A 22651-nucleotide genomic window follows, 5' to 3' on the forward strand; every position below is an offset into this window, starting at 1 on the left:
AACTCTTCCGGGATCAGCGGCGGTCGCCGAGCAGGCGCAGCAGCATGATGAAGAGGTTGATGAAGTCGAGATAGAGCGTCAGCGCGCCATGGACGGCGAGCTTCTCGCCCTCGTCACGGCTGAAGCTGTGCGCGTTGTCCACATAGAGCGACTTCAGCATCTGGGTGTCGTAGGCAGTCAGGCCTGCGAAGATGCCGACGCCGGCGACACTGATCGCGAAGGTCAGCATGCCCGAGGGGAAGAACAGGTTGACCAGGCTGGCGAGCAGCAGGCCGATCAGGCCCATCATCAGGAAGGCGCCGAAGGCCGACAAATTACGCTTGGTGGTGTAGCCGTAGAGGCTCAGGGCACCGAAGCTGGCAGCCGAGATGAAGAAGACGCGGGCGATCGAGCCATGCGTGTAGACGAGGAAGATCGTCGACAGCGACAGACCCATCAGTGCCGAGAAGACATAGAACAGAACGCGCGTGGTCTGAACCGAGCGACCTTCCGTTCCCATGTTCATCCAGAACACCATGCCAAGGGGAGCAAACGCGACCACCCACTTGAAGGGGGAGTTGAACAGGAACATCCCGAACGAGTTCAGCTCGACGATCTTGCCCGCCTCGTTGACCACGATCCCCGAAGCCATGTAGGCGCCGAGCGCCACCAGGCCGGTGATGGCCACGCCGAGGGTCATGTGGTTGTAGACCGCGAGCATGAACGCGCGCAGGCCCTGATCGATCGCCGGTGCTCCGGCGCGGACGTCGGAGACGGTGCCGGCCGAGAAACGAGGATCATTGAAAGCCATGTGTCTCTCCAAAAGCGGCACTTGCCGCAGAAGCTACCATCTATGTAGTGCTTCCGATTGAAACAGTTAAGTGAATTGCTTGCAATGTTGCCGGCATGCAGCCCTGGGGCGATCGACCTTCGCTCCCTGAACTTCAGCCTCAACGCCTGCTTTTCCAAACACCTGCCGTTCCAGCCTAGAGGCTGCGCAGGTGCGAGGCCGGTTTCTGGCGCAGGATGCGCCAGGTGCCGGCCAGTCCGAACAGGATGGTCAGCGCCAGGGCCCCGAAAGCGGCGCCGAAGGCCGGTCCGGCCAGGAAGGTGAAGCTGAAATTCATCAGATAGGTGACGATCAGCCAGGCGCAAGCCGTGCCGGCAACCACGCCGAACAGGGCGGTGGCGAGGCCCAGCAGGCCATATTCGAGAATGAAGGCGAACAGGATGCGCCCGCGCGTGGCGCCGAGCACCTTGAGGATGACGGCATCGTAGAGCCGGCTGCTCTGCCCAGCGGCCAGAGCCCCGGCCAGCACCAGGATCGAGGCGACCAGGGCGATGGCGGCGGCGGCCCGGATCGCCATGGCGAGCTGGCCGGCGAGATCGGCGAAGCTCTGCAGCGCGTCCTTGATACGCACGGCCGTCACCATCGGGAAGGCATCGGCGACTTGCTTGAGCAGGCCGAGCTCGACGGCATCACCCGCCCCATGGGGGAAGGTCAAGGTGGCGATATCCGTCACCGGTGCGCCCTTGAAGGTGTTCGGCGAATAGACCAGCACGAAATTGATGCCGAAATTCTGCCATTCCAGCTTGCGCAGCGCCCCGACCTTGGCGGTGATGTTGCGGCCGAGCACATTGACGGTGATGGGATCCCCGACGCCGAGGCCGAGGCCGTGCGCGACCTCCTGCTCCAGGGAGACCAAGGGCGGACCGGTATAATCGGGACCCCACCATTGCCCCTCGACCACGCGTGAGCCTGGAGGCACCGCATCGGTGAAGGTGACGCCGCGATCGCCGCTCAGTACCCAGGCGATGTTCGGCGGCGGCTTGATCTTCTCCGCCGGCACGTCCTTCACGCTGACGATACGCCCGCGCAGCATGGGAACGCGCTCGCTGGTCGCCTGCGGAGCGGCCTGCTTGAGGAAGGCGTCGAAGCGGGGCGCATCGGTGCGGCGGATGTCGACGAAGAAGAAGCTCGGCGCCTTGTCTGGAATGGCGGCGGAGAGCTGGTGGCGGATATTGCCGTCGACCAGGGTCAGCGCCACCAGCAGGCACAGGCCCAGGCCGAGCGACAGCACCACGGAAGGCGTGGCTGCACCGGGGCGGTGGATGTTGGTGACAGCCAGGCGCAGCGGCGTGTTGTGCGGACGGGGCAGCCGGCGGGCCAAAGCCATCAGGAGGCTCGCCACCACGCGCAGCAGGATGAAGGCGCCGAGCGCGGAGCCGACATAGACCAGGGCGACCCTGCGGTCGGCAGCGAAGAATACGGCCAGGGCGATCAGGGCTGCGACGGCCAGCCCGGCCGGGATCAGCACAGTCGGGGCGGGCCAGCGCCGTGTCGGGGCGATGGCATCGCGGAACAGCGCTGATACGGAGATGTCTCTGGCCCGTCCCAGCGGCAGCAGCGAGAAGGCGAGGGCGGTGAGCAGGCCATAGAGGGCAGCGAGCGCCAGTCCCGCCGGGTTGAGCACCGGCGTGATCGGCAGTGGCAGATAGTCGGCAAAGCCATAGGCCAGGATGAAGGGCAGGGCGGCGCCGGCGGCAAGGCCGATGACGATGCCGAGGGCGGCCAGGAGCAAGGTCTGGGTGAGGTAGATGCCGGTGACCAGATTGGCGCCGGCTCCCAGCGTCTTCAGCGTGGCGATGCTGTCACGCTGGCGCTCGACGAAGGCCCGCACCGCGTTGGCGACGCCGACGCCGCCCACCAGCAGGGCCGTCAGCCCGACGAGGGTGATAAACATGGTGAAGCGCTCGATGCCGCGGCGGAGTTCCGGTGAGGCGTCGTCACGGGTTCTCACCTCCCATCCGGCCTGGGGAAAGGCTTCATTGGCCTTCTGCCTGATGGCATCCGGCGAGACATTCGGGGGCAGGACAAGGCGATAGCGCCAGCGGATCAGCGATCCCGGCTGGATCAGGCCGCTTTCACGCAGGGCATCCAGGGTGATCATCAGCCGTGGCCCGAAGGAAATGCCGCCGGCGATCTTGTCTGGCTCGCCGATGAGGCGATCGGCCAGGGTGACGCTCAGATCGCCGACGGTGACGCCGGCGCCCGGCTGCAGGCCGAGCCGGGCGAACAAAGCGGCGTCCGCGGCTGCCTCGACCCGGCTGCCCTGGCCTCCGATGGTTGATGACAGCGCCTTGCCCTGGCCGAACTCGACCGCGCCGAGCAGGGGATAGGCCTGGTCGACCGCCTTGATCTCGACCAGGGCGGTTTGTCCGTCCGGCGTCCGCGCCATGGCCCGCGTACTCGCCGCGATCGAGAGGCGGCCCTGCTGACCGATGAAGGCGAGTTCCTCGGGACTGGCTTCGCGGCCCACCAGGGTGAACTCGATGTCTCCGCCATTGATCACCCGGCCCTGGCTGCGCAGCCCGTCTGACAGGGCGCTGGAGATGGCGTCGACCCCGGCGATCGCCATGACGCCGAGGGCGAGGCAGGCCAGGAAGATACCGAAACCGCGGATACCGGCGCGCAATTCACGCAGGGCAAAGCGCAGGGGAAGGGGAAGCGAAGACAGGGACATCGGTGATGTTGAGCGGAAGGACAAGGCCGAATCAAGGCAAAGTGGGGGCGCGCTCCGTTTACCGCAAGCCGTGCGTACCGTGATATTGCGCGAGGTCGTGGCAGGCATGATATAGGCTTCATCATGACCATGACCGCGCCAGTCGCGCTGACGGAGCGCCAATGCACCCTGATCGCCAGGGCGCTGGCCGAGCCGCGCCGCTTTCAGATGCTCAAGGAAATCGCCGGGCAGGGCGGCTCGATGGCCTGCGCCTGCATGCTGCAGAAGCATGAGATCACGCCGGCGACCTTCTCCCATCACATGAAGGAACTCGAGAACGCCGGTCTCATCGAGATCGTGCGCGAGGGCAAATTCGCCACTCTCGTGCTCAAGCGCGAGATGCTGGATGCCTATTTGCGCGAGCTGGCCAGCCTTTAAGCCTGCGGACGCCTGCCCATCGATGACCGAAAGGGACCCGTGGCAATCGTCCAGCAGAATTTCCCATCCCCTCGATCTTGTTTCGTTTCGATGATTATCTAAATATCGAAACATCGTCATTCGAACCAAGAGACATTCAATGAGCAGATTGGCAGGTAAGGTGGCCGTGGTGACCGGTGCCTCGAAGGGTATCGGCGCGGGTATCGCAAAGAGCCTGGCGGCCGAGGGCGCCGCCGTCGTGGTGAACTATGCCTCGAGCCGGGACGGAGCCGAGAAGGTCGTCGCCGAGATCACCGCCAAGGGCGGCAAGGCGATCGCCGTCAAGGGCGACGTCTCCAAGGCGGAGGAGGTGAAGAAGATCTTCGCGGAGGCCAGGCAGGCCTATGGCCAGCTCGACGTGCTGGTGAACAATGCCGGTGTCTACGCTTTTGCACCGCTTGAAGAGGTGACGGAAGCCGAGTTCCATCGCCAGTTCAACACCAATGTGCTTGGGCTGCTGCTCGCCAGCCAGGAGGCCGAGAAGCATTTCGGCCCCGAAGGCGGCAGCATCATCAATATCGGCTCGGTTGCGACCGACGTCAATTTCCCGGCCACGTCGGTCTACACCGCCACCAAGGGGGCGGTGACCTCGATCACGCGGGTGCTGGCCAAGGAACTCGGCCCCAAGAAGATCAGGGTGAATTCGATCAACCCTGGCATGGTGGAGACGGAGGGCGTGCATGCCGCCGGCTTCATCGGCGGCGATCTGGAGAACCAGACCGTGGCCCAGACGCCGCTGGGACGCATCGGCCAGCCCGGCGACATCGCGCCTGTCGCGGTCTTCCTGGCCTCGGGCGAATCCGGCTGGCTGACCGGTGAGGTGCTGGCCGTCTCCGGCGGTGTCCGATAAGCATCGAGACAGGGAAGGGCGGAACGCCGGCTAGAGTGTTCCGCCCTCGATGCATCCAATTCCGTGATCGGGACCGGTGCTCTAGGGGGCGGTTCGCAATGCCCGGCTGAATCCGGCCACCATCCTTTCGATCAAGTCGGCGTGGACAGCCTGTCGTGACCGGCCCCCGCCGTCCGAGCAAATCGGATCCCCCACATTCTCCGCCTCGGCGATCTGTGCCGCGCCCGGCTTGCACAGCGCGAACATGCTGTAGTGGCTGGCATCCGCGATCGTCGCATAGGTCGAGACGGGGATGGCTTTTGCGACCCCTGCGGCCTGTGCCGTCAGCGGAATGCTTTCGGCCCGGCCGAGATTGACGAGGGCAACCGGGATGTCGATGCTCGAAAAACTTGCGAAGTCGAAGACATCGATAGGAGCCGGGTCGATCGCCATGGCAAAGCGGATGCGCCTGTCCCGACCATTCCGGCCAGCCGGTTGCAGATCCAGGGCGTGAAGGTCGACGCCGCTTTGCCGGACCCAATCGCAGAGGGACGGATTCAGCCGATCGGTGTCGCAATAAGCAGCCAGGAGCTTGGGATCGATACGGGCGCCGGCCAGGGCCAGCGCCGTATTGCCGCCCATGGAGAGGCCGAGAACGCCGATGGTGTCGGTGTTCAAATGATCCTTGAAGAAGGGCTCCGCCTCCATCGCATCCAGGCTGTCGCTGATATCGGCGGGCCTGAGCCAGAGTTTCATCGTCTCCGCGGCGGATCTGTTCGCCCCGGTATTGCCGGGATGGGTGGGAGCCGCCACCACGAAGCCTTGCTCCGCCAAAGGGGCCGCAATCCAGCTCAGGGCTTGGGCATTGCCGGCCAGGCCGGCCCCATGGGAGAGCAGTATCAGCGGAAACTTCCCCGGCACGATGGGGGCGTTGCGCCGTGCGGGCGTTCCCGTGAAGAACACGCCGTCACCGACCACGACAGGCTCACCGCCAGGCTGCGCAGGATACCATACCGTTACCTCGAGATCGGTGCCGCGCTCCCTGGAAGGAGCGGCAATCCAGCGGACGCCGGCACCGCCATCGGCGGCCGGCGCCTGCTGCGCCATCATCGTGGCGCAAAGGGCGACAGCCCAAACCATGATCCATGCCTTCATCGAAATTCTGGCCCCGTGGTCGCATGCCTGCAAATGCATCGAGATACGGGTAGGGGCATGTTTCGCCGCCAAGCGCGACCTCGATCGCGTTCAGCTACGCCCGGAATGCGTTTCAGGAAACGCGGCCGGGCCAACTTACTGGCGGGAACGCCTTGGTCGATGCGGCGCAGGGGACCGCCTTCTTCAGGGATGCGGGGGTCTTGCGGCGTGCGCTAACCACCGTCAGCGAGATCAAGAGCGCTTAGAGGATGAGACGTTTGAGAAAATGCGCGGCTATTGTCATATCCCGGCGCCGAGGAGCCCTCAATCCTCGCTGGTCAGCCGTCTCAGGCCGGACTGGCTTTCGGCTATCGTCGGATCCTGGCTCAAGGCGGCCCTATAGTCGGCGATCGCCTCTTCGCGCCGGCCCAGGGCTTCGTAGATATGGGCGCGGGTGTCGAGAATGGCGGCGTCATTCGGTTCGGCCTTGAGAGCGGCATCGGCATCCGGCAGGCCTTCTTCGGCGCGCCCGAGCTTGAACAGGGACCAGGCCCTCAGATTCCGTACCGCGGCGTTGTCGCGCCCGCCCTTGATGGCGATATCGACATCGCGCAATGCGGCGACATAGTCGTCGCGCTGGGCGAGGATACTGGCACGCAGGAGAAGGGCATCCAAATTGCTTGGGTCAGCGGCGAGCGCCTGGTTGGCCCGATCCTGCAGATCGTCGAGGCGACGCGTTGTCAGCCCCTGGCGATCGGTACCGAATTGCCAGGCCAGCGAGGCTGTGTTGCCGAGCCCGAAGGTCAGAGACAGGAAAGCGAGGCTCGCCAGCGTAAAGGCAAGGCGACGAGGCTCCTGGAAGGGACCGATGCGCCGGGTGATGAGCATGGCCGCAGCCAGGCCGCCGAGAAAGCCGCCGAAATGGCCGGCATTACTGATACCGGGATTGAGCAGCCCATAGAGGAAATTGAGGGCCGCCCAGAAGGCGGCGTTGGTCATCAGGGCCCGGCCGAAGGCGTCGCCGCGTCGGGCGCCATAGAATAGGATGGCACCGAGCAGGCCGAACACGGCCCCGGAAGCACCGAGGGAAGAGGGTTCGCCCCACAGCACCGAGGCGGCTGCTCCGGCAATTCCACCGATGGCATAGATCACGAAGGCCTGCAGCCGCCCATAGCTCCGCTCCACCATCGGCATGACCTGCAGCAGCGAGAACAGGTTCAGCGCCAGATGGGGCAGGCTGGCATGCAGGTAGGGCGCGGTGAACAGTGTCCATAGTCGCCCCTGCATGAAGGGGACTTGGCCGCCGGTGCCGAGCGTGTAGAGGATCTCCTGGGATGGCTGCCAGAGTATCCGCCCCAGATTTTCGGGCGAGCCCGCGAACCAGGCCGTCGCCAGCACCGCAACGAGATAGAGCCCGCCGCAGATCGCGCCCAAGAGATAGGCCAGGGGCATCGGCCCGAACAGGGCCCGATGCCAGAGGGATTGCTGTCCGGAGCTCACGCCGCCGCTCGGCGCGAGCCCGACGACCCGGTCTCCTCGAAGAGTTCGGCGAGCTTGTCGGTCATGACGCCGCCGAGCTCCTCGGCGTCGACGATGGTAACGGCGCGCTTGTAGTAGCGCGTGACGTCATGGCCGATGCCGATGGCGATCAGCTCCACCGGCGAGCGGGTCTCGATATCCTCGATCACCCAGCGCAAATGGCGCTCCAGATAGTTGCCGGTGTTGACCGACAAGGTGGAATCGTCGACCGGGGCGCCGTCTGAGATCACCATCAGGATGCGCCGGCTTTCGAAGCGCCCGAGCAGGCGCTGATGGGCCCAGGCGAGCGCCTCACCGTCGATGTTCTCCTTGAGCAGGCCCTCGCGCATCATCAGGCCGAGATTCTTGCGGGCGCGGCGCCAGGGCGCATCGGCCGATTTGTAGACGATGTGCCGGAGATCGTTGAGACGGCCCGGGGAGGCCGGCTTGCCTGCTTGCAGCCAGCTCTCGCGGGACTGCCCGCCCTTCCAGGCCCTGGTGGTGAAGCCGAGAATCTCCACGCGCACGCCGCAGCGCTCCAGCGTGCGCGCGAGGATGTCAGCACAGGTCGCCGCCACCGTGATCGGGCGTCCGCGCATCGAGCCGGAATTGTCGATCAGCAGCGAGACCACCGTGTCGCGGAAATCGGTGTCGCGCTCGTGCATGAAGGAGAGGGCGGAGGTCGGATCGATGATGACGCGCGACAGTCGCGCCGGGTCGAGCATGCCTTCCTCGAGATCGAAATCCCAGGAGCGATTCTGCTGGGCCATCAGGCGGCGTTGCAGCCGGTTGGCCAGGCGTGCCACCACGCCCGACAGGCTGGAAAGCTGCTTGTCGAGATAGGCGCGCAGGCGATCGAGCTCCTCGGGGTCGCACAGATCGGGCGCCTCGACGATCTCGTCGAAACGGGTGGTGAAGGCGCGATAGTCGCTGGCCCGCCGCTCGTTGTCGCGATGCTCGGGCGGCCGCCAGGGCTGGGCAGCCTCTTCGGCGTCGCCGGTCTCGGTGTCGTCGGGCATGTCGGAGGAGGGCGACTCGGCATCCTGCGTCTCGCCGTCCTGGGAATCCTCGTCCTCGGTCTCGGTTTCCTCGAGCTTCATGGAGTCGGAATCGTCCTGGACCTCGCCCTGGTTCTCCTGGTTCTCGCCCTCCTGCTCGCTCTCGGCGTCATTGTCGCGATCGTCGGAGTCATCCGTGTCGGCCTGCGCCTCTTCGGACAGGCCCATATGGGTCAGGAGGTCGTTCATGGCGCGGGCGAAGGCGCGCTGGTTCTCGATCACGCTGTCGAGGCGCGCCAGATCCTTGCCGGCCTTTTCCTCGATGAGCGGGCGCCACAGATCCACCAGCTTGCGGGCCGGCTCCGGCGGAGCGAGGCCGGTCAGCTTCTCGCGCACCATCAAAGCGAGGGCATCCTCGACCGGAGCCTCCTCGCGGGCGCGGATGTCCTCATATTTGCCGCCGCGGAAATAGCGGTCCTCCAGCATGGCGGTGAGGTTGTTGGCCACGCCCGTCATGCGGCGCGAGCCGATCGCCTCGCAACGGGCCTGCTCGACCGCATCGAACACGCTGCGCGCCTGCTCGTTCTGGGGAGCATGCCGGCGATGGACGGCCGGATCGTGACAGGCGAGCCGCAGGGCCATCGCATCGGCCTGGCCGCGCACGATGGCCGCGACATGGGCGTCGAGCTTGCGCGGCGGCTCGGCAAGGCGCGCCTTGTCCGCCATCAGCATCGGCTTTTCCGAAGCGAAGGTCACTTCGAGATCCGGCTTGCGGGCTATGGCGCGCAGGGCTCCGGCCACCGAACGCTTGAATGCGTCGTTGGGAACATCCTTGGGCTTTTCGCCGGGCTTGCGGTTTGTCGTCATGATCCCTGTCGATCCTGGGAGCGCGGGCGTCAGCGCTGTTGGTGTGCCGGTCTTCAGACCGGCATTTCTTGCCCGCGCCGCTGCAATGCCGGTCCAACTCCATCACTTGATGGGGCTGGGTAGACCGGCACACCCGATGTTACGTCAGCGCGACGTTCACCGAGCTCTCGGCCAGCTCCGCGCCGAAAGCGCGCTGGTAGAACTCGGCTACGAGGCTGCGTTCGAGCTCGTCGCACTTGTTGAGGAAGGTGACGCGGAAGGCAAAGCCGATATCGTGGAAGATATTGGCGTTCTCGGCCCAGGTCAGCACCGTACGCGGCGACATCACGGTGGAGAGGTCTCCATTCATGAAGGCATTGCGGGTGAGATCGGCCACACGCACCATCTTGTTGACGATGTCGCGGCCGTTCGGGCTCTTCTGGTAGTGCTTGGCCTTGGCCAGCACGATGTCGACTTCCTTGTCATGCGGCAGATAGTTCAGCGTGGTGACGATCGACCAGCGGTCCATCTGGCCCTGGTTGATCTGCTGGGTGCCGTGATAGAGACCGGACGTATCGCCGAGGCCCACCGTATTGGTGGTGGCGAACAGGCGGAAGGCTGGATGAGGGCGAATCACGCGCTTCTGGTCGAGCAAAGTGAGCTTGCCGGAGATTTCCAGCACGCGCTGGATCACGAACATCACGTCGGGGCGGCCGGCATCATATTCGTCGAACACCAGGGCGATGTTGTTCTGCAGGGCCCAGGGCAACATGCCGTCGCGGAATTCGGTGACCTGCTTGCCGTCTTTGAGAACGATGGCGTCCTTGCCGACGAGGTCGATACGCGAGACGTGGCTGTCGAGGTTGATGCGAACGCAAGGCCAATTGAGCCGGGCGGCGACCTGCTCGATATGGGTCGACTTGCCGGTGCCGTGATAGCCCGTCACCATCACGCGGCGATTATGGGCAAAGCCCGCCAGGATCGCCAGGGTCGTCGGCTTGTCGAAAAGATAATCGATATCGAGGTCCGGAACGTGGTCGGAGGACTGGGAATAGGCCGGTACTTCGAGATCCGTGTCGAAACCAAACAGCTTTTTGGCCGAAACCATGATGTCCGGCAGATTGGCCGGTGTCGTTGCGTCAGTCATTATGCCTTCCTTGGCTGGCGCCAGGACGGCGCAGCCGACAATCAGTTCCAGCGGGCCGGCGGTACTGGCCCCACCGAATTTCCCAGTCTCGCCAGGCGGGCATGGAAAATTCCGCGTCGTCTCCATAGCGTTTTGTGATTTGGTGGAATCACCAAGAATCGCAAAGACGCGTCGAACCAAAGAGTTAGAGCAAAAAGGCGTTTCCGTCTAAACGCGCTTTGCTCTAGGTCGGGCGGGATCCCCGGGATTGGAACGCGCTCCAAACCTGGAAGCCTCGCCGGTGGTGCGGGCGCTCAGCAGAGCCCAGCGCTACGCAGCGTATTATAGGCCTGGATGATCCCGCGCAATTTATCTTCGCTGGATCTGTCCCCGCCATTGGCATCGGGATGGAGGCGTTTGACCAATGTTTTGTAGCGTGCCTTGATCTCGGGGCCGCTGGCCGTTTCCGGCAGATCGAGCGCCTCGAGGGCCTTGCGTTCCAGCAATTTCAGGCGTCGCCTTTCCGGTTCCGGCGCACTCTGCGTGCGTCCGAAGCCGTGCTCGCCCTCGAAGAAGCCGAAGCCGTCATGGATCTCCGGGCCAGGTTGCGGCCCTTCGCCGCGCTTCTTGGCCCAGGGATTGACGCCCATCGTCCAGGTCGGGCGATGGCCTGTGGCGGCATCGCGCTGATAGGCGCTCACCGAGTCGTCCGGCAGGCCTGCGAAATAATTGTAGGTCTTGTTGTATTCGCGAACGTGCCCCAGGCAGAAATGCCAGAACTGGCCTTCGCGGTTGCGCCCCTTGGGCGCGCGAAATTCACCGGCGTTTCGGCAGCCGGCATGTTCGCATAGCTGTACGCTCGCCGGCTGGACCTCTTCGGCCCTTGGGCGCACCCGGATGCGATCAAACAAGGGCGAGTCCAGATCCATAATGACACACTATGCGAGGGTGAACACAAATGGGCAAGCATGAGCTTGGACGCAAGAGCGTTTTGTAATTTGAGTGAAGCATGTCAAATCGCAAGGACGCTCCAGCCAATCCAAAGGACTGGCTTGGAACCAAACAGTGAGAGCAAACAAGCGTTCATACCTGAACGCGCTTTGCTCTGGGGTTAATTGAGGCGGAATGCCGCTGCAGATTTTGAAATATGGGGTCTGCTGACCCGAAAAAGAAAGAGGCCGCCGAATGGCGGCCCAAGTCTTAGGGAGGAAACGCCCAAGGAGGGCAGTGGGGGAGCGCAAACGCGCATCCACCACGTGCCTAAAGTGATCCTGATGCATTCATTTCGCAAGTGCGAAATGAAAGAAATTTTGAAAACAGGTCCAAAACCGGGCTAGTGTTGTAAAAATGCGACGTTTGACGCGGGCGGTTGGCCTTTTTCAGCGGCTGGCGGAGGTTTGCAGCAACTTCTGTGCTGCAACGCCGAAGGCGATCCCGAGCGTTGCCCATAGCACGGCATGGATGCCGAGCGAGGCAACGCGGAACTTCCATAGCACCGTGGCCGAGAAATCCGCCGGGATGTCGTTGACGGCCGGCAGGATCTGCATGGCGACCACCATTACCACCAGATAGGCGGCCGCCCCCACCAGGTTGGCGTTCCAGCGGCCGAGGCTGGCGGCGAGACGGTTCGCCGTGCCCAGGGCGGCCGCCATCGTCACCAGGGAGAGCAGGATCGTGCCGAAATAGAAGGCGGTCCGCAGGCCGATCGTGTCGGGATTGCCAACGGCCGGCGGCGTCGCCGGATATTTGATCTGCGGTACCAGCATGATGGCGGCAAAACCGACGAGCGCGATCACCCCTGCTGTCGCGCGCGGGCTGAGCGTGCCGATCCGTCCCTGCGCGAAGGCGAAGACCAAAGCGAAGATGCCGCCGAGGGCTGCGCCATAGACGACCATGCCGGTCATGAGGCCATAGCTGGACTGCACCGGCCGGCTGACCGGGTCTTCCTCATGTTCATGTGCTGCGGCCGGCTGGGAGGTTGCCGGCGTTGCGGATGGTGCCGGCGCGGCGGGGACCGCGTGGCTTTCCTCATAGGCGATAGCGGCATCGACCTGTGGTTCACCGAAGACCCAGGCGAAGCCAGACGCCAACAGTCCGGCCAGGATGCCGATCAGCATCCCCCGGATCAAAAGCGATCTAACCATGTCGTTTGCCTATGCGCCCTAGTGGCAGGGGAAGCCGAGCAGATGGCGAGCGTCGTGCACGAATTCGTGGATGTAGACGCCGGGAATCAGCGAGGTCGCACCTTGTTCGGCGCCGACGAAATAAATGGCGAGTACGGCCAGGAGCACGGTGAAGAGCGCCCAGGGCAAGATCTCGCGGATCGGGATGGTGATCGGCTGCTGGGCGACGGGTGCCAGAGTTGCGGTGGTCATGAAAAGCTCCTTGGGATTACGCGTCCCGCTACGAGTCATGCTGCCTTGGAAGAGGTCTGACTTGCGGACAGCGCCCAAGCGCCGCCGTTCACAGTGGCGCGACCGTGCCGGATTCACACCGGCTTCCCACCCTTGGCAAAGCCCTTCCATAAGAGCCCAAGTCACGAACATGTCAATATTCCGGAAGCGACTTAGAGCATAAGTTGCGCGACTTTTTGGACGATACCATGCGTTGAAACAAAAACTTAGGGAGCATGATCCGATTGGTTCGGTCGAATCATGCACTCTAAGTCTTGGGAACTGCCGTCATGACACCACGCCTGATCCTGCTGTGCCATGGGGCTACGCCTGCGGTGCGCGCAGCGGGTTTTCCCCTCGATGAGGCGCTCGATGCAAGAGGGCTGGCTGCGGCGCGGAAGCTGGAAGGGCATTTCGGCAGGCCGGCCCGCATCCTGAGCAGCCCGGCGCTCAGGGCTCGCCAGACCGCGCAGGCCCTCGGCCATGATCCTGAGGTCGATGAAGCCCTGCGCGAATGCGATCATGGCCGCTGGGCAGGGCTTGCCCTGGACGCGGTAGCGGCCGCCGAACCCGAGGCGCTCCGGGCATGGCTGACCGATCCGGATGCCTGCCCGCATGGCGGAGAGAGTGTTGCAACCCTGATTGCGCGGGTCGGCGCCTGGCTCGATGGCAAGCGGTTCGAGGGGTATACGCTCGCCGTTACCCACGCTTCGGTGCTGCGCGCCGCGGTCGTTCACGCCCTCGGGGCCCAGGCTCGTTCTTTCTGGCGTATCGATGCCGCCCCGTTGGCGACAGCCGATCTCAGGCCATCCGGCCGGGGCTGGTCGCTGCGGTTGGGGGCATAGAGGCGTTGAGCAGGGCCCTCCAACGGAGTTCCTCTCTTTTTTCGTCATTGGCATGTCGCCGGGCCTTTTGTAGACACGCGTCTGACGGATTGGTCGTCCAAACAGGATTGATGTCATGCGCGTTGCAATGATCGGTACGGGTTATGTCGGCCTGGTGACGGGGGCCTGCCTCGCCGATTTCGGCCATGTCGTCACCTGCGTCGACAAGGATCCAGCCAAGATCGAGGGCCTGCTGGCCGGCCGCATGCCGATCTACGAGCCGGGCCTCGAGGATCTGGTGGCCCGCAATGTGCGTGAGAAGCGCCTGTCCTTCACCACCGAGCTTGCGCCCGCCGTCCGCGATGCCGCCGTGGTGTTCCTGGCTGTCGGCACACCCTCGCGCCGCGGCGACGGGCATGCGGATCTGTCCTATGTCTATGGCGCGGTGCGGGAGATCGCGGCGGCGGTCGAAGGCTTCACCGTGGTGGTGACCAAGTCGACCGTACCGGTCGGCACCGGCGACGAAGTCGAGAGGCTGATCCGCGAAGTCCGTCAGGACGCCGATGTCAGCGTGGTGTCAAACCCTGAATTCCTGCGCGAGGGCGCGGCGATCGAGGATTTCAAGCGTCCGGACCGCATCGTGGTCGGCACGGAGGAAGAGCGGGCCAAGGAGGCGATGGCCGAGGTCTATCGCCCGCTCCATCTCAATCAGGGGCCGTTGCTGTTCACAGACCGACGCACCTCCGAACTGATCAAATATGCCGCCAACGCCTTCCTGGCGACCAAGGTCACCTTCATCAACGAAATCGCCGATCTGTGCGAGAAGGCCGGCGCCAATGTGCAGGAAGTGGCGCGCGGCATCGGCCTCGACAACCGCATCGGCTCCAAATTCCTGCATGCGGGTCCGGGGTTCGGTGGCTCGTGCTTTCCCAAGGATACGCTGGCGCTGCTGCGCACCGGCCAGGAACATGGCGTGCCCTTGCGCATCGTCGAAGCGGTGGTCGGCGTCAACGATGCCCGCAAGGCGGCGATGGCACGCCGCGTCATCGCGGCCCTCGACGGCAACATCGCCGGCAAGACGGTGGCCCTGCTCGGCCTCGCCTTCAAGCCGAACACCGACGACATGCGCGACAGCCCCTCGATCCCGATCGTGCTCGCCCTGCAGGACAAGGGCGCCCGGGTGCGCGCCTACGATCCCCAGGCGATGGAGGAGGCGCACAAGACCCTCAGCGATGTCGATTATCGCTCCAGCGCCTATGATTGCCTCGACGGGGCCGATGTTGCCGTGATCGTCACCGAATGGGACGAGTTTCGGGCGCTTGACCTCGAACGGGTCAAAAGCCTGCTCACGCGGCCGGTGATCGTCGACCTGCGCAACATCTACCGGCTCGACGACATGAAGCGGCACGGCTTTCGCTATGAGAGCATCGGGCGCGAGGGGACGACACCCTGACCTTTTTGCGGGCGAGCTTGGCTCAGGCCCGGTGCTGCTCCCAGGACAGGGTCAAACCCGCCCGTTTCGGGAAGGGATTGATGCGCTTGGCTTGTAAATGGCCGGAATGTGGGTCCGCCGGCGTCAAGTACCGGCGCGAGAAGCGGCGGGCCTGTTGCGGATTTGCATCAAGTCCCAACTCACGGTTGCAGGGCGGCGATCTTGATTGGATCAAAGCGGTAAGAATTATCATACTATAAGGCCCACACGGCGATTCTGCCCCGATTCCGGCCGGCCGAGCGCTGAACAGGATCTCCGAACCTGCCCTGATGGGTGCAGGCTGGGAAATCCTGCAGGATTTTCAGACGCCAGCTCCAGTGCCCGCGACAAGGCCATTAGCCATGCGGGCGGTTTGGCTGAGGCGCTTGCTTGCGAGGATGTTCATGTCGAGGTTGCGTCGCAAAATAGGTCGGCTGGCCGCCGGCGTACTGGCTTTGGCGGCCCTCGAGGGGGTGGGCACCGCGCTCGCCCAGCAAATGCCGGCCATGCCGGTGACGGTGGCCAATCCGGTCAGTCGCAAGATCACAGAATCGGTCGAGTTCACCGGTCGTTTCCAGGCCTGGCCGCAGGTGAACATCACCTCGCGTGTCACCGGCTATCTCGACAAGTCCAGCTTCGTGGAAGGATCCCTCGTCAAGGAGGGCGACGTGTTGTTCTCGATCGATCCGCGCCCGTTCCAGGCCGCGGTCGACCAGGCGGCCGCCCAGGTGAAGATCACGCAGACCAGGATCGACCTGACCAAGGCCAATCTGGCGCGCGCCGAGGCGTTGAGGAAGACCGGCAACGTTACCGATGCCACCTACCAGGCCAACCTCCAGGCCTATCAGGAAGCGGCGGCCTCGATCAATTCGGCCAACGCGGCCCTCGCAACGGCCAAGCTCGACCTCAACTATGCCACCATCGCCGCACCGATCTCGGGCAGGATCGCCCGCCAGCTGGTATCGCGCGGCAATCTGGTGGTAGCCAACTCGACCTCGCCGCTGGTGTCGATCGTCGCTGTCGACCCGATCTATTTCTACTTCGACTTCGACGAGGCGAGCTACCTTGCCTATCAGCGGGCCTCCAAGCACAAGATGGATGCAGGTGGCACCGAGCCCGCGCTGACGGCCGAGATCGGCCTGTCGGACGAGAAGACCTTCTCCCACAAGGGCACGCTCGACTATCTCGCACCGCAGGTCGACGCCCAGACCGGCACCGTCACGGCCCGCGCCAAGATCGCCAATGCCGACGGCTTCCTCACCTCCGGCCTGTTCGGGCGCGTTCGCATCACCATCGGCGAACCCTATGAGGCGCTGGTCGTGCCCGATGTGGCGGTGGGCCAGTCGGCACAAGGGCGCTATGTCATCGTGGTCGGCACCGACAAGATCGCCAATATCCGCCCAGTAGAACTGGGCCCGAAATTCGGCAGCTTCCGCGTGATCAAGTCGGGCCTCAAGCCCGAGGACCAGGTGCTGATCAATGGCCAGATGCGCGCCCGCCCGGGCGGCGAGGTCGTGCCGCAACCCACCAAGCTGGACGTGCCTGAGACGCTCGTTCCCGACCCGAACTGATCGGGAGCGCAACTCATGAAATTCGGCCATTTCTTCGTCGACCGCCCGATCTTTGCCGCCGTCGTTTCGATCGTCACGGTGGTGATCGGGCTCGTCTCCTATGTCGGACTGCCGATCGCGCAGTTCCCGCAGATCGCCCCACCGACCGTGGTGATCAACGCCACCTATCCCGGCGCCAATGCCCAGACCATCGCCGAAACGGTGGCCGCTCCCCTGGAGCAGTCGATCAACGGCGTGGAGGGGATGATCTACCAGACATCCCAGGCCACCAACGACGGCTCGCTGCAGATCACAGTCACCTTCGCTACGGGCACCGATCTCGACATCGCCCAGGTGCAGGTGCAGAACCGTGTCTCCTCTGCCGAGCCGCGCCTCCCGGCCGAGGTGCGGGCGCTGGGCATCACGGTCAACAAGTCCTCCTCCGACTTCCTGCTGATCGTCACGCTCTATTCGCCGGATAATTCTATCAACGACTATGGCATCTCCGATTATGCCATCCTCAACGTCAACGACATCCTCGCTCGCGTCGACGGCGTCGGCTCGACCTTCGCCTTCGGCCTGCGCGAGCCCTCGCTGCGCGTCTGGCTCGATCCGAACCGCCTGGCCAGTTTCGACCTGACCGCCGGCGACGTCGTGCAGGCCTTGCGCGAACAGAACGTGCAGGTCTCCGGAGGCACGCTCGGCGCCCAGCCTTCGCCCAACAACACCACCAGCGAGATCACGGTCACTACCCAGGGCCGCTTCCAGGACGCCGAGCAATTCCGGAACGTGATCATCAAGTCGACACCGGACGGCCGCCTGCTGAAGCTGCGGGATGTCGCCCGCGTCGAGGTTGGCGCCAAGCAATACGGCTCCAATCTCTATCTCGACGGGCAGTCCACAGTGGGCATCGCTCTGTTGCAGCGGCCCGGATCCAACGCGCTGGCCACCGCCGATCGCGTCAAGGCTAAGATGGACGATCTCGCCAAGGCGTTTCCGCCGGGACTGAAATATTCCATCGTCTATAATCCCACCGAATTCGTCTCGGCCTCGATCGAGGCTGTCTACGAGACTTTCTTCGAGGCGATCGTGCTGGTGGTGATCGTCGTCTTCGTCTTCCTGCAGTCCTGGCGGGCGGCGATCATCCCGATCATTGCCATTCCCGTCTCGATCATCGGCACCTTCGCGGTGATGGCGGGGCTCGGCTTCTCGCTCAACATGCTCACGCTGTTCGGCCTGATCCTGGCGGTGGGCATCGTGGTCGACGACGCCATCGTGGTGGTGGAGAATGTCGAGCGTAACATCCATGACGGCATGACGCCCAATCGGGCTGCCCATGTCACCATGGACGAGGTCGGCCGCGCCGTGATCGCCATCGCCCTGGTGCTGTGCGCGGTGTTCGTGCCCACCGCCTTCATCCCCGGCATATCCGGTCTGTTTTACCAACAGTTCGCGGTGACCGTCGCGGCCGCCACCGTAATATCGGCCTTCAACTCACTGACCCTGTCGCCTGCGCTCGCCGCCCTGCTGCTTAAGCCGCACGATGCCGATCACAAGAGCCGTTTCTTTCTGCTGCGCTGGCTGAAGGCGCTTGGCAACGGCTTCAATCGCGGCTTCGACAAGTTGTCGCACGGCTACGGCGGCACGGTGGGCTTCGCAGCTCGCCACAAGGCGCTGTTCTTGCTCATATATGCCGGCCTTATCGTTGCTACTTGGTATACCTATACCAAAGTACCGGGAGGTTTCGTGCCTTCTTCCGATCAGGGCTACGCCATCGTGGTGGTGCAGTTGCCTGACGGCGCCTCGCTGGAGCGCACCGACGCCGTTGTGCGCAAGGCCCAGCAAATCGCCAAGGACGTTCCCGGTGTCGGCCATGTCATCGGCGTTGCCGGCTTCTCCGGAGCGACCTTCACGGCGGCGTCCAATGCCGCCACTATCTTCGTGCCGTACAAGTCGTTTGAAGAACGCCTCGAGCATGGCCAGACTTCGACCGCGATCGTAGCAGAACTGCGCAAGCGCCTTTTCGCCATCGAGGAAGGTTTCGTCTTCGCCATCGAGCCGCCTACCATTCAGGGCCTCGGCACGGGCAAGGGCTTTAAGATGCAAGTGCAGGATCGCGGCGGTGTCGGACCGGAAGCGCTGATGCAGGCGGCCAATGCCCTGATCGGCAAGGCCAACCAGACGCCGGGCCTCACCCAGGTCTACACGACGCTATCCAACAATGGGCCGCAACTCTTCGTCAATGTCGACCGCGTCAAGGCGCGCATGCTCAACGTGCCGATCGGCAACGTCTTCGAGGCCATGCAGGTCTATGTCGGTTCGGCCTATGTCAACGACTTCACGCGCCTGGGTCGTGCCTTTCAAGTGAATGCCCAGGCCGAGGGCCGCGACCGCCTCAACAAGGAAGATCTCGTCCGCCTCAAGGTGCGCAGCACCACCGGCGCGCTTGTGCCGCTTGGCTCACTCGTCTCATTCGAGGAGCGCACCGGCCCCGATACGGTGATGCGTCACAATCTCTATCCGGCCATCTATATCAACGGTGAGAGCATACCCGGCGTGTCCTCCTCAACCGCCCTGGACCTGATGGAGAAGGCGGCGGCTGAGGCGCTGCCGCCCGGCGTCGGCTATGAATGGACCGAAATCGCCTTCCAGGAGCGCTCGGTGGGTAACACGGTCTATTTCGTGTTCGGCATCGCCGTGCTGTTCGTCTTCCTGTTCCTAGCCGCCCAATATGAAAGCTGGTCGCTGCCGCTCGCCATCATCCTGATCGTGCCACTTTCCATCCTGGCGGCGCTGCTCGGCGGCATGGCGCGCGGCCTGCCGATCTTCGGCGAGTGGTGGGTCAGGGCGATGGACAACAACATCATGACGCAGATCTCCTTCGTCATGCTGATCGGCCTCGCCGCCAAGAACGCCATCCTGATCGTGGAGTTCGCGCGCCAGCGCGAAGACCATGGCGATACGCCCTGGCAGGCGGTGGTCGAGGCCTGCCGGCTGCGCCTGCGGCCGATCCTGATGACCTCCTTCGCCTTCATCCTCGGCGCCGTGCCGCTGATGATCGCCACCGGTCCGGGCTCGGAACTGCGCCAGGCCATCGGCACGGCGGTCGTCTTCGGCATGAGTGGAGTGACCTTCCTCGGCCTCTTCCTCACGCCGGTGTTCTACGTCACCATTCGCCTGATCGTGCGCATGCTCTTCCGTGAGAAGCCCAAGCCCTCGACAGTGATTCCGGCGACGATGAACGAGCCGGAAGGCAGTTGAGGCCTGCTCCGATCCAATGGCTCCGGCATTGGCGGGCCGACATGTCGGCCCGTCGCGTGGCAGAACAAAGCTGTCAAATCGCTTTTGAGGTAATATGGTAGTAAGAGTTGGTCGATCGAAGGGGCTTTTCTCTCCGTTTGATTGACTCGCCACACGATGTTGCCCATTCTCAGCCTCGCAGTGCGGTTTCGCGGCATGATCGCGGCTCGCCCTGACGATACTCAGATGTACGTGGGCCTCGGCAGCTTTGTCGGCCTGGGGCAGTTCATCCGGCCTGGGTCTCGATGACGGGAAGATTGGCGCCAGCGTCATCTTGACGTGCGGTTGCGTACGGCCTTTTGCGCATGATCCCCGGCATCGAGACTTCGTAACGCTGCGCTTCGCGAGAGGCGCCGAGGTCGTGGTGAACTGGATGGATGACAAGCCCTTCATAGCCCTTCGCCTGGTCGGTATTCCCCATCTCACGGTGACGGGGGAGGGGGTGTTTCCCGCCAAGGGCTATGTGCTTGTCGCCATGCTGCTACTGGCCAGCAACCTGCGCATGAGCCGCCAGGCTGTCGCCGCCCTGCTTTGGGACGATGCACCCGAGGAAAAGGCGCTTACCAACCTGCGTCAGCTTCTCGTCCGTATCCATCGGATGTGGCCCTATGCCGATCCGCTGGTGGAAACCAGCGGCCCCCATCTCGCGGCCGGGCCGGGCGCGGACCGTAGCGATCTTGCCGCGATCCTGCGGCTGTCGAAATCGGGTGTGCTGGCCGAGAAGATGCAGGCCGTACTCCTCGCCAAGGGCGATTTTCTCGATAGCATCGATTCGGGCGGTCCCGAACTTTCGCAATGGTTCCGCAGCGAGCGTGAACGCTTCCGTCGCGTCGTGTTGGCTTTGGCCACCGAAGTCCTGGTGGAGATGACGCGCTATGGTCGCGCGCCCGATCGAGAAATCGACCTGATCGGCGAGGTGATGCTCGCGCTCGAGCCGGAGCGGGAGGAGAGCTATCGCGTCCTGATCGAAGCCTATGGCCGGAACGGCAATATTCCGGCGGTGAATCGGGTTCATGCCGCCTTGACCGACATGCTTCACCGCGAATTCGGGGCGGAGCCCCGGCCCCAGACCGTCGCCACTTTGCGTCGTATCCTCGCCAGTGCGCCGCAGCCGCGGGTGCAGGTGGTCGGTGAGGCGCGCAATGCGCCCGACGAGCGTCTGGTCTTGGCGAGCACGGCTGCACCTCGCCTCCCGGGCTTGCCGCGTGTGGCGCTGTTTCCGCCGCGCCCGATACCGGGCCGCATGCTGGATCCCCTGCATAGGGCCCTGATCGAGGACGTCGCCAACGATCTGTCGCGTCACCGTACCTTCGCCGTGTTGGCGCCGCACAGCAGCTTCCGTGTCGCGGACGCGGGCGATGCCGGGCGTTGGGCCGCCTTGCGCAGCGCCTATCTGATTACCGGCTTCATGGTGCCGGGCAGCGAGCGCATGGCGCTCCGGCTGACGCGCCAGCCGGACGAAGAGATCGTCTGGGCTGCCGAATATCTGGTTTCGCCCGAGCGGCTGGCGCTTTCCTTCCGGCTGATCACCCGGCAGATCGCCGCCACCCTTGCCAACGAGATCGAGCGCGACCAGCTCGATCGCTCCCGCGCCGATCCCAAGCCGGCTGCCTATTGCCATTATCTCGAAGGCCAGGCCCGGCTGCACAGTTTCGATCTCGCCCGGCTGCGCCGCGCGCGTGCCGAGTTCAAGCTGGCGACCGAGGAGGACGGGGATTTCGCGCCCTCGCGTGCCCGCATCGCCCAGACCTTGCAGCTCGAATGGCTGATGCTGGGTGGGACAGATCCATCCCTGCTCAACCAGGCCCGCGCGGAAGCCAATCTGGCGATGACGATCGATCCCGGCCACGGCACCGGGCACTGGATGTCGGCCGTGGTGGCGCTCTACCAGCATGATTTCGATTATACCGCTGAGAAATTCATGGAGGCGGAGGCGCTCAATCCGCATTCAGCCGATCTCCTGGTTCATCATGCCGATGCGCTTTCCCACCTTGGCGAGCCGGAACTGGGTTGGGAACGCTTCCAGCGGTCCCTGGAGCTCAATCCTTTCCCGCCGGACTATTACTGGTGGTTCGGCGCAACCATCGCCATCCGCCGCCGCCGCTTCGAGGAGGCGATCGAGCTGTGCGCACGGATGGAGAATGACGAATCGGCCATGCGGGTGCTGGCGATGTGCCATGGCTTCGTCGGTGACTCCGTAATGGCCCGCCACTATGGGCGGCGTGTCATGGATACTTATCCGGGCATGTCCGCCCTGGACCTCGCCAGGCTGGCGCCGGATCGCCGCCAGGAGGATATTGAGTTCTGCGCTCAGGGCCTGCGCCTCGCCGGGCTTTCCTGAGGAACGAACTGGCCGACGGCTTGGATTCAAGAAGAGATCAGCTGGGCTGACGCGCGCGCGAAGTTCCGGACCGTCACCTTCCTTAAATGTATTGTCATCGCATGAAGCTCGATATTTTCCTGTTTCGAGCTTTGTTCGATTGTTTTATTTTTAGATGTGATTTGAGTTTGACTTTTGATTTTTGAGATTAGTCACGTAATTGAGGAGATTCGTATGATGGAGGCGGTCCGTCGTCATTTTCCAAATGAACTTCCTGATCGAATGCGATGTGATATTTATGATGCCGTTTCTCTGTGACTCGGACGTGAAGTCTGACACGGAAATAAGTTGAGCTTGTTGACTTCGATGTGTTTGACGAACAA

16 protein-coding genes and 1 riboswitch are annotated in these 22651 nt (G+C 63.8%); of the genes, 7 read left to right on the plus strand and 9 right to left on the minus strand.

Annotated features, from left to right (window positions below; genetic code table 11):
- Positions 1-13: 13 nt before the first annotated feature.
- Positions 14-790, minus strand: coding sequence for a Bax inhibitor-1/YccA family protein (locus tag ACR9ZN_RS25735; RefSeq protein WP_441772944.1), 777 nt, complete (start codon positions 788-790; stop codon positions 14-16).
- 175 nt (positions 791-965) lie between these two features.
- The gene (locus ACR9ZN_RS25740) at positions 966-3503 is read right to left on the minus strand and encodes an ABC transporter permease (protein WP_454812009.1); all 2538 of its coding nucleotides are present in this window, start codon (positions 3501-3503) and stop codon (positions 966-968) included.
- Between the two features lie 123 nt (positions 3504-3626).
- Between ACR9ZN_RS25740 and ACR9ZN_RS25745 the strand changes: the two genes are divergently transcribed.
- Both ACR9ZN_RS25745 and ACR9ZN_RS25750 read left to right on the plus strand, forming a co-directional pair.
- Positions 3627-3920 (plus strand): ArsR/SmtB family transcription factor, encoded by a 294-nt coding sequence (locus tag ACR9ZN_RS25745; protein ID WP_434959257.1) that lies wholly within the window; start codon positions 3627-3629, stop codon positions 3918-3920.
- Positions 3921-4059: 139 nt separating this feature from the next.
- A complete protein-coding gene (locus tag ACR9ZN_RS25750) occupies positions 4060-4809 on the plus strand; it encodes an SDR family NAD(P)-dependent oxidoreductase (RefSeq protein ID WP_434959258.1) in 750 nt (249 codons plus the stop codon).
- An 81-nt stretch (positions 4810-4890) separates the two neighbouring features.
- On the opposite strand, the gene ACR9ZN_RS25755 is transcribed toward ACR9ZN_RS25750, so the two are convergent.
- The 7 genes from ACR9ZN_RS25755 to ACR9ZN_RS25785 form a co-directional block, all read right to left on the minus strand.
- Entirely contained in the window at positions 4891-5943 is a 1053-nt protein-coding gene (locus ACR9ZN_RS25755; RefSeq protein WP_481273517.1) for an alpha/beta hydrolase family protein, read from the minus strand.
- 303 nt (positions 5944-6246) lie between these two features.
- The gene (locus ACR9ZN_RS25760; RefSeq protein WP_481273518.1) at positions 6247-7422 is read right to left on the minus strand and encodes a rhomboid family intramembrane serine protease; all 1176 of its coding nucleotides are present in this window, start codon (positions 7420-7422) and stop codon (positions 6247-6249) included.
- Positions 7419-9308 carry a cobaltochelatase subunit CobT gene (cobT, locus tag ACR9ZN_RS25765; RefSeq protein WP_434959754.1) on the minus strand — a complete coding sequence of 630 codons (1890 nt, stop codon included), beginning with the start codon at positions 9306-9308 and terminating at the stop codon, positions 7419-7421. Before cobT ends, ACR9ZN_RS25760 begins: the two co-directional genes overlap by 4 nt.
- A 136-nt stretch (positions 9309-9444) precedes the next feature.
- Complete coding sequence (gene cobS / locus ACR9ZN_RS25770) at positions 9445-10431, minus strand: cobaltochelatase subunit CobS (RefSeq protein WP_481273519.1); 987 nt, start codon at positions 10429-10431, stop codon at positions 9445-9447.
- A 293-nt stretch (positions 10432-10724) separates the two neighbouring features.
- Positions 10725-11321, minus strand: coding sequence for a J domain-containing protein (locus tag ACR9ZN_RS25775; protein WP_434959261.1), 597 nt, complete (start codon positions 11319-11321; stop codon positions 10725-10727).
- A 468-nt stretch (positions 11322-11789) separates the two neighbouring features.
- Complete coding sequence (locus tag ACR9ZN_RS25780; protein ID WP_481273520.1) at positions 11790-12554, minus strand: CbtA family protein; 765 nt, start codon at positions 12552-12554, stop codon at positions 11790-11792.
- Between the two features lie 18 nt (positions 12555-12572).
- Positions 12573-12785 carry a CbtB domain-containing protein gene (locus ACR9ZN_RS25785; RefSeq protein ID WP_481273521.1) on the minus strand — a complete coding sequence of 71 codons (213 nt, stop codon included), beginning with the start codon at positions 12783-12785 and terminating at the stop codon, positions 12573-12575.
- Positions 12786-12815: 30 nt separating this feature from the next.
- Positions 12816-12961: riboswitch (cobalamin riboswitch) on the minus strand.
- 132 nt (positions 12962-13093) lie between these two features.
- On the opposite strand from ACR9ZN_RS25785, the gene ACR9ZN_RS25790 reads away from it, so the two are divergent.
- The 5 genes from ACR9ZN_RS25790 to ACR9ZN_RS25810 all read left to right on the plus strand — a co-directional run bounded on the left by ACR9ZN_RS25790 (position 13094) and on the right by ACR9ZN_RS25810 (position 22289).
- The gene (locus ACR9ZN_RS25790; RefSeq protein ID WP_481273522.1) at positions 13094-13648 is read left to right on the plus strand and encodes a histidine phosphatase family protein; all 555 of its coding nucleotides are present in this window, start codon (positions 13094-13096) and stop codon (positions 13646-13648) included.
- Positions 13649-13763: 115 nt separating this feature from the next.
- Entirely contained in the window at positions 13764-15080 is a 1317-nt protein-coding gene (locus ACR9ZN_RS25795; protein WP_454812017.1) for a UDP-glucose dehydrogenase family protein, read from the plus strand.
- A gap of 422 nt (positions 15081-15502) precedes the next feature.
- Positions 15503-16669: an efflux RND transporter periplasmic adaptor subunit gene (locus tag ACR9ZN_RS25800; protein ID WP_481273523.1), complete on the plus strand. Its 1167-nt coding sequence runs from the start codon at positions 15503-15505 to the stop codon at positions 16667-16669.
- A 15-nt stretch (positions 16670-16684) separates the two neighbouring features.
- Positions 16685-19909: an efflux RND transporter permease subunit gene (locus ACR9ZN_RS25805; RefSeq protein ID WP_481273524.1), complete on the plus strand. Its 3225-nt coding sequence runs from the start codon at positions 16685-16687 to the stop codon at positions 19907-19909.
- Positions 19910-20321: 412 nt separating this feature from the next.
- On the plus strand, positions 20322-22289 hold the full coding sequence (locus tag ACR9ZN_RS25810; RefSeq protein WP_434959267.1) for a BTAD domain-containing putative transcriptional regulator: 1968 nt from the start codon (positions 20322-20324) through the stop codon (positions 22287-22289).
- The last annotated feature ends 362 nt before the right edge of the window (positions 22290-22651 follow it).

It is taken from the genome of Labrys sp. HAY1-8F (assembly GCF_056754975.1).